Origin of the sequence: Bradyrhizobium sp., assembly GCF_049512235.1 — a bacterium.
Taxonomy (GTDB): Bacteria; Pseudomonadota; Alphaproteobacteria; order Rhizobiales; family Xanthobacteraceae; genus Bradyrhizobium.
Genome location: NZ_JBEKXH010000293.1, coordinates 1 through 8,232, shown reverse-complemented (window position 1 = coordinate 8,232; position 8,232 = coordinate 1). Strand labels below are relative to the sequence as shown.

Below are 8,232 nucleotides of genomic sequence, written 5' to 3'. Positions count from 1 at the left end.
CATCTCCTGCGCGGTGATCTCGACCGCCTGCGGACGCAGGTCAAGGCGCTTGACCTCGATCTTGCGGCCGACAACCAAGAAGGCGTGCCGGCCCGGCAATAGCCGCTCCACTAGGCGGCCCTCGACATGGAGCAGACCGGCCTCGTGGTTCTCGACCACGGCTTCCGTCACGACCGTCGGGCGGTTGCGCTCGATCATCGCGAGGTGGCGCGCGCTGAACCGGACACAAAAGAAGAATAGATCAGCCCGACGCGACCAACAACATTCCGCAGGGGACGATGCCAACGGATCAAATCAGGTTGCGTCTCGCGACGATCCGAGAATCCGGCTCACTCGATCCGAGCCACCACCGCGAGCCGCTTGATGCCCTGATTGCGGTAGGCGTCGAGGAAGGCGTTGTAATCCCGGAACGAGACGCAGCCGTTGGAATCGCCGTTGGGGCCGAGCATGAAGGTGTGCGCGAGCAGCCCGCTGCGGCCATAGATCGCTTCCTCGCCGCCGACCGGGTTCAGCCGCAACGCGGCAACACCGTGAAACAACGCCTCGCGCTGCGTCAGTTCGTAAAGATGTGGCGGCGTCACGCCGCGCATTCTGACGTTCGCGGAGCTCGGATCGTCAAGCTTGCTGCCTAACCCCGAATGCGCCTCCAGCCTGCTGCCGTCCGGCAGATAGACCGTGTGCGCCGAGATATCGTACACCGCGGTCGAGCGATCATAGCGCGGCTCGGTGCCGCCGAGCGCCGGATTCTGGCTTGACCCAAGCGACCCCGTAATGTTGGCATCGGCGGAGGCGTAGGACAGCAGCGATCCGCGGGATGGCGGCTTGCCCCACAGCTTTTCAGAGATCGACGGCTTGTCGGCGGAGGCGATCGACATCACTGCCGCTTTGGCGCGTCGCGCCATGTCGCGGACGGAAGCCGCCGGGGTTTTCGAAGGCGCCGCCTCGGGATGCGGCGCCGGCATGGGAGCGATGGCGGCAACCTGAACCGGCGCGGGCCGCGGTGCGGTTTCTTTCGGCTTTGCGGCTTCTGCGAGCTTCGGCGCTTCGGCTTGCCTTGGCGCCTGGGCTTGCCGCGGCACTTCGGGCTGCTTCGGCGCTTCGGCCAACTGCGGTGGCGTTTCTCGTTGCGGCGGCTGGCTTTGCGGCGCGGCCGCGGCAAAGCGATCATCGAACGAAAGCGACGGGCCCGCAACGGTCGCGGGCGCGGCGGGCCGAGACGCCAGATCGCTCAACGCGGCAACCAGCCTTGTGGCGGCCGGAGATCCGCGCCTTGCGGCAACGACCGGTGGCTGCTGGATGACGGGCGCATCAAAGCTTTCGCTGTCGAGATGCGGATAGACACTGGCGGCGAAGATATTGACATAGACCGTCCAGGCGCAGCTCAGCACGAGGCAGGCGATGGCGGCGCTGCCGAGCAATGGAAGAGAGATGACTTTCCGGGAGGATCTGGCGGGCTTGCGAGCCGCGAAATCGTTATGCGCAAGCGTACTGGTACTCATCCGCCTCGCATCCAGACTGGTTCCACCTTTTTCCCCTTTAGGCAGCGTTCGATCGTCGGCGTTCAACCGCACGTCGAACGCGAATCAGTGCGCTGTTGTCAGCGGAGATTTCATGCGCATCTCGCAGAAACGAGTAGCACTATTAAGGCGACTTTTAGTTAAATGCGGATTAAGCGCGCCCTGAAGGCGGCATGGTTAACAAAACGGAATCGGTCCCGTAAAATTCCGGCCGTGAGAGCACGGGCTGCCGCTCCTGATTTCAATCATTCAACTTCGGATAGGAGTCCAGCGTTTCCGAAGTTCTGATCATATCGACGCTTGCGATGCTGCGCTCCCTCTCCCGCTCTTCGCGGGGGAGGGTTGGGGTGGGGGAAGCTCCGGGCGAAAATCCATCGATCGGGTATCGCGGCCACACACGCAACCAAAACCGCCGATGCCGCGCCCCCACCCCACCCTCCCCGCGAAGAGCGGGAGAGGGAGTGAGAGGCCAATGCCCGTGGCCTGAAATGACAGGTTTCACGGAATCGGTCCACGAGTCGGTTCCCCGCCCTTGCGGCGTCGGGTCCAGGATGGTCCAGATCGGCACCGCTCTATTTTTTATTGCAGTTCCGGCGGCGGCGAGCGGTCGAGCACCTCGCCCTTCGCCCCCTCGAGCAACAGGATGGCGTAGGTTTCGATCGCGAGCGGCCCGCGCATGCGTTTGAGTTCCGCGACCTGCTCGACCCGGGCAAAGGCGGCTTGCAAATAAGGCTGGCCGCCCGCCCGTGCCTCGTCGACATATAACAGTTTTCCCCGCAGCAGCGCCGGATCCGGCTCGGGCATGTTGACCCAGCGGATGCGCTGGCTCTGCTGCTCGACGCAGCTGCCTTGGGGCAGATAGAAGGCGAGCCAGGCGGTGGTGCCGTAATCCGGCGCCAGCACGCAAGCCGCGCCGACGCGGCGTCGAACGGCCTCGATTTCGCTGGCCAATTTGGGCCATCCGACGCCGACGCTGCGCACGGTGGCGTCGCGCCGATAGAATGTCAGCGCCCCGGTATCGGCCTGCACGATCAGCAGCACAAACATCACGATGCCCACAGGCAAAGCCCAGCGCCGGCAAAAATCGGCCGTGCGGCGCGCCCGCGCCTGCCATGGCGTCAGATCGGCGGCGACCGCGGCCGCGATCGAAAATGCCGGATAGACCGGCGCGAACCAGTTCGCCTCGACCCGGGCGTGCAGGGAGTGCCAGATGAAATAGGCGACGATGGTCCAGAACGTCGCGTTGATCAGCGCGCGCGCGGCCAATGCGCCGGCCTTGCCCGTGCACAACGAGTAAAGTCCCATGGCGCCGAGGATCCAAACCAATGGCGTTGCGAAGGCGATCTGGGTCGGAAGCAATTCGCCGATGAAGGCCACCCTGAAATCCTCGATCCTGGCGCGGCCGATCTGCTTGATGAAGGAGACCCACTGGTGATCGGCGTTCCACAGGATGACAGGCGAGAAGATCGCGAGCGCGACCAAGCCGCCAAGATAGGGCCATGGCGAGAGCAGCCAGCGCCTCAGCTTTGCGACGCTGATCAGCCAGATCAAGATCGCCGGGCCGAAAAGCAGCGCGGTATATTTCGACAGCAGCGCCGCGCCGACCGCGGCGCCGACCGCAAGCCACCACGGGCCGCGCCCGGTCTGAAGCACTTTTGCAAGACAGAAAAGCACGCCACTCGATGCCACCAGCAAGGGCGCGTCGGGCGTGACGATCAGGGTGCCGACCGCCGCCATCAGCGTGACGTTGAGCAGGAGGGTCGCGGTCGCGGCCACCTCGGCGCCGCCGAACAGGATCCCGGCGCTGCGATAGACCGCAAAGCTCATCGGCAGCGCCAGCAGGATCGACACCAGGCGCACGCCGAGTTCGGTATCGCCCGCAACGAAGGTGCCGAGGCGGATCACAACAGCCACCATCGGCGGATGATCGTAGTAGCCGCCGGCGAGATGTTTCGACCACATCCAGTAATAGGCTTCGTCGAAGGTCAGCGGCGTAAAGGCCGCGGCCACCAGCCGCAACGCCACCAGCGCCAAAACCGTCAGGGCCGTATTGCGGACGAGCCGTGCATCGTTCGGGCTCGTTAGCTGCATCATCGCCTGCGCCAGACGAACAGTCCGGACATGGCATAGTTCCACACCACGCCCATCAGGGCGCCCGCAGCACCTGCCAGCCACCAGATCGGCTCCTGATCAAAGACCGATTTGGCGACACCGACATTGGCCAGCAGGCCGACGCTGCACACCAGATAGAACAGCAGCAGGCCGCGCAGGATGGCGAGGCCCTTCAGGCGCTGGTCGCGATAGGTGAGAAAATTGTTGAGCAGGAAGTTGCTGGTCATGGCCGACAGCGCGCCAAAGCCCTGCGCCTCCGGAAACGGCCAATCGAACGCTTCGAGCGCGAGGTACAGCGCGGCGAAATGCACCAACAGGCCGATCGAACCGACCATCGCAAACAAGAGAAATCGCAAGGAGACCGCGTCGCCGGTCAGTTTCGCCAGCACCAACCCCAGGAAATCCAGCGCCACCATCGAATCCAGCTTGCTCACGCCGTGCAGTCGCGAGGCGAACGTGTAGGGGATCTCCTTGGTACGCAGTTCGCCGCGCGCGGTGGCGACGATATCGAGCAGGATCTTGAAGCCCTGGGTGGAGAGTTGCGGCGCCAGCCGTTCGAAGCGGTCGCGGCGGATCATGAAGAAGCCGCTCATGGGATCGGCCAGCCCGACCCGCAATACGCGCTTTGCAACCTCGGTCGCCAGCGCGCTGGCGCCGGCCCGCTGCCGGTTGAAACTGTCGGCGCTGCCGCCTGCGACATAGCGGCTGCCGACCACGAGGTCGGTTTCGCCCCCTTGCAGCAGCGCCAGCATCTTGGGCAACTGCATCTCGTCATGCTGCAGATCGGCGTCGATCACCGCCGCGCAGGGGGCGCTGCAAGCCAGAATACCCTCGATGCAGGCGCCGGACAGGCCGCGGCGCCCGATCCGCCTGACGCAGCGGACGCGGCAATCGCCGCTTGCGAGGTTGCGAACCACCTCCCAGGTGCCGTCGGGAGAATTGTCATCGACGAAGATGACCTCAAAGGCCAAGCCGGTGAGCGCAGCTTCCAGCCGCCGAAACAGCGGGGTGACGTTGTCGCGCTCGTTGAAGGTGGGGACAATGACCGAAAGCTGAGGCAAACCAGCTGATTGCGACGGGTCTTCGGGCCCCGGTCTGATGGCTTCATTCATGCCGCCAGCGTATATCCGAGAGGCCCCAGGCATGCCAAGGCGGAGTCCCCGAAAGCGCATGGGCATTTTTCCGGCGCGCTGGAATTGCCGGTCAAAAGCGCTCCGGAATTACAGCGCGGGGAGACTGAGAAAGCGCGCCAAACCGCGCATCAGCCAAAACACGCGCTAAGCCAAAACAGGCCCTAAAATGCTAACGACCACGAACAGATGGCGCGCGTACATCCGGCGCAGCCGAGCTATTCAGTGGTCGTACCAGCGCCGGAGCTATCAAGCATCACGTCGCCGTTGAGAAGTATATAGGCATGACCGGAACCTTCCGCAAGGGGCTTTCGGTCTTGTCCTCTTTTTTCGGCTCATTGCGGCACCTCTCTGACCACCGGTCCCCTGACCGGCGGCGGCGCGGCAACCGGTTGCGCCGGCTGCATCGTCTTGGGCATCTGTTTTTGCGGTTTTCCCAACTGCCCGATCGGACCATACGCGATCGCCGTCACCAGCACGACCGACGCGACGATGGCCCCCAAAATGCCTGCTACCGATTCCGAAGTCATGGCCAGATTCCCTGCTCGTCCGTCGAACTCATACGCGAAACCTCCAGAACTTAGCGAAGCGGCCTTGGGGTCGAAAGAACTTAATCAGCCCATGCTTAATTGCCAAAGCAATCCTGCATTCCAGCTCCTGAAGGTTGTTCCCGCAGGGCGCGGCATTCTTCCCTTTGCCGGCATCGCGCATGTCAAGGAATTTGGAACAGGTTATTTCGACGCGGCCTTGTGCCTGATGAAGGCGGTCACGACATCCTTTTGCGCCGATGCGATGGCGTTGTTCGCCGTGGTCATATGGTCCCCCGCATCCACATCAGGGTGTTGCATCGACAAATAACTGACCAGCGAAACCCTTAGATTCTGCCGCTCGGAAGCACAGGCGCCGGCGATCAGCGCCGTGAACTGCTCCCCTGACATGCCCTCGTTGCGGTCGCGCGAATACTCCTGCGCGAGGCAATTCCAGTAGCTGTCGCGCCCCGCCAATGCCTGGCGGTGGGCGTCGTCGAGGTCATCGGCCATCGCCACGGAAGCCGTCAGCGCAACCACGGCCGCAATTAGTACTCGCATCCGGTTCTCCCTTTTTTGCCATCCTAGCTGTAACGCCGCAGTTGCGTAAGCGGGCCTTTTGCGGCCGCCCCGGGAACGCCGGCGGCGTCGGCCCACGCTCATTTCACGCCTCGTCAGAAATCGTTAACCATAATCAATCAAAAGATGTCCAGGCGTCGGCTCAGCGGCAGTCGAGGTTCCAAAATTTCGACACATCAGCGCCCCGCGAGGAACAAGCCGAAACCGCGATTCCAGCGCAAACGTGACCGATGGCTGACCTTTGGCTTGAAATTGGAGAATTTGGCAATGAATACCGACCCGAACCAACCGGCCGGCAAGCGCGGTCAGCGCGACCGCAAGGCGGAACCGCGGAGCCGCAAGCCCGCCAAGCAGCCGAGCCCGAAGCCGGATCTGCAGCGGAACGCCAAACACCCGATCGACGCAACCATCGCGAGAGCTGACATCCCCCTGGTCGATACGTTCGCGCCGATGGACACCGTCGCAATCGACGCGATCGCGCCGGCGGATATCGCCGCGATCGACGCGGTTGTGCGGGCGAACATCGTCGCGATCGACGCGGTCGCCCCGGCGAACATCGTGGTGATCGACGCGGTCGCCCCGGCGAACACCCGCTCGATCGACGCGGTCGCGATGGCGGTCACGTTCTCGTTCGGTGCGGTCGCGCCGGTGGACACCGTCTCGATCAGCTTGCGCAGCATCGCGAGCGCCTATGGCGATTACACCAGAAAATCCTTCGAGCAGACCAGGTCCTTTGTCGAGCGGCTTAAAGCCGTGCGGTCGCTGCACGAGGCGATGCAGTTACAGGCCGAATTTGCGACCCAGACTTGCGAGACCTTCCTTGCCGAGTCGCAGAAGGTTTGCGGGATCTACAGCGATCTCGCCAGGCAGAGCTTCAGGCCTCTGGAGCGCGTGGTAGCCAGGGCAGCCCAGGCCGCGCGCTGACCTCACGACGCTGGCGCGAGACACATCGATGCCCTGGGGCGGAAAGCTAAAGGCTCCGGTTTTTCCGGAGCCGCCTTTTTCCGGGAAGACCTGAACCTTGCTTTGGCGCGGGATCGGCGCGGCTTGCGGCAGCCGCTCGCCGGCTCTAGTCTTCGCTATCCCGCCCCGGCAAATGCAGGAGAGACTGGCGAGTGGCCCAAAGTACGCGTCGCGGTTCAAGAAGTGCGGGCCACATCTACATTGGCGTCGGCGGCTGGACCTTCGCGCCGTGGCGCGGGGTGTTCTATCCGGAAAAGCTGACGCAGGCGAAAGAGCTGGAATATGCGGCGTCGAAACTGACCTCGATCGAGATCAACGGCACCTATTACGGCTCGCAGAAGCCTTCGAGCTTTCGCAAATGGGCCGGCGAGGTGCCGGACGGTTTTGTGTTTTCGCTGAAGGGGCCGCGGTTTGCCACCAACCGCCGCGTGCTGGCGGAGGCCGGCGATTCCGTGAAACGGTTTTATGATTCCGGCGTGCTCGAACTCGGCGACCGGCTCGGTCCGGTGCTCTGGCAATTCGCGCCGACCAAGAAATTCGACGGCGCCGATTTTGGCAAGTTTCTGGAATTGCTGCCGCGCCAGCTCGAAGGCCGTGCGCTGCGCCACGTCGTCGAGGTCCGGCACTCGAGCTTTTGCGTGCCGGATTTCATTGCGCTGTTGCGAAGGTTCGCGACGCCCGTGGTGTTCGCCGAACACGGCAGCTACCCGGCGATCTCGGATGTGACCGGCGATTTCGTCTATGCGCGGCTGCAGAAGGGCGATGACGAGATCAAGACCTGCTATCCGCCCAAACAACTCGACGCCTGGGCGAACCGGTTCAAGACCTGGGCCGACGGCGGCGAGCCCGACGATCTGCCGCGCGTCGATCCGGCCAAAACGACGAAAGCGCCGCGCGACGTGTTCGCCTATGTGATCCACGAGGGCAAGGTAAGGGCGCCAGCCGGCGCCATGGAACTGATCGCACGCCTCAAGTGATCGGGGCGAGAATGGCCAAGGCTCCGAAACTCTTCACCATCGGTTATGAACAGACGCCGGCCAAATCCGTGCTCGACGAACTCGCGCAGGCCGGCGTCAAGCTGTTGGTCGATGTCCGCGCGGTCGCGGCCTCACGCCGCCCCGGCTTTTCGAAGAATCAGCTGGCGGCGGCCCTCGATGAGCGCGGCATTGCCTATCTGCATCTGCGCGGGCTCGGCACTCCGAAAGAGGGACGCGAGGCCGCGCGCAGCGGCCAGTTCGACCTTCTACACAAGATCTACGCCAAACATCTGAAGACGCCGCAGGCCAAGGAAGAACTCGACGAGCTGTCGGCGCTGGTGAAGAAATCCGGACCCGTCTGCATTCTCTGTTATGAGCGCGATCACAAACAATGCCACCGGCAGTGGATCGCCGAGATCATTGGGGA

Annotated in this window: 8 protein-coding genes and 1 pseudogene; 3 read left to right on the top strand and 6 right to left on the bottom strand. The window is 63.5% G+C overall.

What is annotated here, in order from left to right; genetic code table 11:
• From ABSG20_RS23600 to ABSG20_RS23575, 6 genes and pseudogenes are all read right to left on the bottom strand, one after another.
• Positions 1-225 (bottom strand): annotated as a pseudogene (locus ABSG20_RS23600) (slipin family protein); the annotation flags it as partial.
• A 104-nt stretch (positions 226-329) separates the two neighbouring features.
• Positions 330-1,499: a DUF2778 domain-containing protein gene (locus tag ABSG20_RS23595; protein ID WP_423866919.1), complete on the bottom strand. Its 1,170-nt coding sequence runs from the start codon at positions 1,497-1,499 to the stop codon at positions 330-332.
• Positions 1,500-2,096: 597 nt separating this feature from the next.
• Complete coding sequence (locus tag ABSG20_RS23590) at positions 2,097-3,611, bottom strand: glycosyltransferase family 39 protein (protein WP_423866918.1); 1,515 nt, start codon at positions 3,609-3,611, stop codon at positions 2,097-2,099.
• On the bottom strand, positions 3,608-4,741 hold the full coding sequence (locus tag ABSG20_RS23585; protein ID WP_423866917.1) for a glycosyltransferase: 1,134 nt from the start codon (positions 4,739-4,741) through the stop codon (positions 3,608-3,610). Before ABSG20_RS23585 ends, ABSG20_RS23590 begins: the two co-directional genes overlap by 4 nt.
• Positions 4,742-5,094: 353 nt before the next feature.
• Entirely contained in the window at positions 5,095-5,289 is a 195-nt protein-coding gene (locus tag ABSG20_RS23580) for a hypothetical protein (protein ID WP_423866916.1), read from the bottom strand.
• A 201-nt stretch (positions 5,290-5,490) separates the two neighbouring features.
• Positions 5,491-5,847 carry a hypothetical protein gene (locus ABSG20_RS23575; protein WP_423866915.1) on the bottom strand — a complete coding sequence of 119 codons (357 nt, stop codon included), beginning with the start codon at positions 5,845-5,847 and terminating at the stop codon, positions 5,491-5,493.
• A 285-nt stretch (positions 5,848-6,132) separates the two neighbouring features.
• Between ABSG20_RS23575 and ABSG20_RS23570 the strand changes: the two genes are divergently transcribed.
• The 3 genes from ABSG20_RS23570 to ABSG20_RS23560 all read left to right on the top strand — a co-directional run.
• Positions 6,133-6,789 carry a phasin family protein gene (locus ABSG20_RS23570; RefSeq protein WP_423866914.1) on the top strand — a complete coding sequence of 219 codons (657 nt, stop codon included), beginning with the start codon at positions 6,133-6,135 and terminating at the stop codon, positions 6,787-6,789.
• 191 nt (positions 6,790-6,980) lie between these two features.
• The gene (locus ABSG20_RS23565; protein WP_423866913.1) at positions 6,981-7,805 is read left to right on the top strand and encodes a DUF72 domain-containing protein; all 825 of its coding nucleotides are present in this window, start codon (positions 6,981-6,983) and stop codon (positions 7,803-7,805) included.
• An 11-nt stretch (positions 7,806-7,816) separates the two neighbouring features.
• Positions 7,817-8,232: DUF488 domain-containing protein (locus ABSG20_RS23560; RefSeq protein WP_423866912.1), on the top strand; the 416-nt coding region annotated here is incomplete at its 3' end.

What these genes read in the sequence shown, in the direction of transcription:
- ABSG20_RS23595 (WP_423866919.1), bottom strand. Translation starts at nt 1,499, where the DNA reads ATGAGTACCAGTACGCTTGCGCATAACGATTTCGCGGCTCGCAAGCCC.
- ABSG20_RS23590 (WP_423866918.1), bottom strand. Translation starts at nt 3,611, where the DNA reads ATGATGCAGCTAACGAGCCCGAACGATGCACGGCTCGTCCGCAATACG.
- ABSG20_RS23585 (WP_423866917.1), bottom strand. Translation starts at nt 4,741, where the DNA reads ATGAATGAAGCCATCAGACCGGGGCCCGAAGACCCGTCGCAATCAGCT.
- ABSG20_RS23580 (WP_423866916.1), bottom strand. Translation starts at nt 5,289, where the DNA reads ATGACTTCGGAATCGGTAGCAGGCATTTTGGGGGCCATCGTCGCGTCG.
- ABSG20_RS23575 (WP_423866915.1), bottom strand. Translation starts at nt 5,847, where the DNA reads ATGCGAGTACTAATTGCGGCCGTGGTTGCGCTGACGGCTTCCGTGGCG.
- ABSG20_RS23570 (WP_423866914.1), top strand. Translation starts at nt 6,133, where the DNA reads ATGAATACCGACCCGAACCAACCGGCCGGCAAGCGCGGTCAGCGCGAC.